Origin of the sequence: Streptomyces sp. NPDC102274 (assembly GCF_044766385.1) — a bacterium.
GTDB lineage: Bacteria > Actinomycetota > Actinomycetes > Streptomycetales > Streptomycetaceae > Streptomyces.
The window spans coordinates 1-1,127 of the sequence record NZ_JBIWLW010000154.1 but is presented as its reverse complement, the minus strand read 5'-3'; the positions used below and the strand labels follow the sequence as shown (position 1 = coordinate 1,127).

Below are 1,127 nucleotides of genomic sequence, written 5' to 3'. Positions count from 1 at the left end.
CCACCGCGCCGGGCCCCCACCATGCCCACCGACCGACACCGCTCCAAACGACCCCGCTCATCCAGCCATCAACCTCAACTGAAACGGCGAGGCTAGGCCCTGCCGCCCGGTGAAGCCGATGGCGCCGGCATGCCATCGGCTTCACCCGTTCGGGAGCGCTCGCGGGGTCGGCCGCTGAAGCCCATTCGCTGTCGGGGCGGGTGCGTCACAACGGACTGGCGGCCCTACGCGTCGGAGGATGGACGCCGTTGATCACTCCAGACGCGCGAAGGCCCCCGGAACCAGAGGGCCAGAGGGTTCCGGGGGCCTGTTGGGCGCGGCTGGGGTGTCAGCATTCGCTGGTCTCCTTGTCGTCGTGGCGGCGGCGCGCGGCAAGAACTGTTGCACCGCTGGCGGCGAGCAGCAGGCCGGCGGTGCCGAGCAGCCAGGGGCGGTGTTGGGGCCGGTGTGGGCGAGCGGGCCGTGCGGCGTGGGCGATCCGGTGCTCAATGCGGTCTTGTCGTGGGCCGGGGTGCCGGGGGCCGAGGAGGATGGCGGCGGGTTGTCGCTCTGGCTTGCACCGGGCTTGGACGGTGTGGGTTCGTGCGCGGGGCTGGCCGGGGTGGTCGTGGCCGGCGAGGTCGGCCGGGTCGTGGGCGGCCTCGGCGTGTTGGCGGTCTTGGCGTTGGTGACGGTCACGGTGACCGGGGCGCCGGGCCCGGCGGTGAAGCTCTTCGAGGGCTTGTAGAGGTCATAGCCCTGGGGGGCCTTGACCTGCTTGACCCAGAATTCCGTCCGGCGGCTGGGCACGGGCAGTTCACCGGTGGCGGTGCCCTTCGGGCCGGTGGTAAGGGTGAGCAGCGTCTTCTCGCCTACGCCGATGTTCACGGTGGCGCCGGGCAGGAGCTTGCCGGACTTGTCGTCCTGGGCCTTGAAGAGGACCTGGGCGGGTTTGAACGGGTCGACAATCGACAAGCGGGCGGTGGCGCCTGGGGTGACGATGACGTCCTGGAAGGCGACGACCTCGTGGAGCAGGCTGCCGGAGGCGGTCTCCTAGGGCCTGTTGCAAAAGTGGATCTTGTTCGTTCATGATCGTGTTTTGTGGGACGTGGAGATCTGACGAACGACCAGTGGGCCCGGCTTGAGCC

General features: G+C 69.8%; 1 protein-coding gene. It reads right to left on the bottom strand.

The genetic code is table 11. The features are described 5' to 3' along the window. Window positions 1-252: 252 nt before the first annotated feature. On the bottom strand, window positions 253-954 hold the full coding sequence (locus ACIRQP_RS42510) for a hypothetical protein (RefSeq protein ID WP_403900857.1): 702 nt from the start codon (window positions 952-954) through the stop codon (window positions 253-255). Between the last annotated feature and the right edge of the window lie 173 nt (window positions 955-1,127).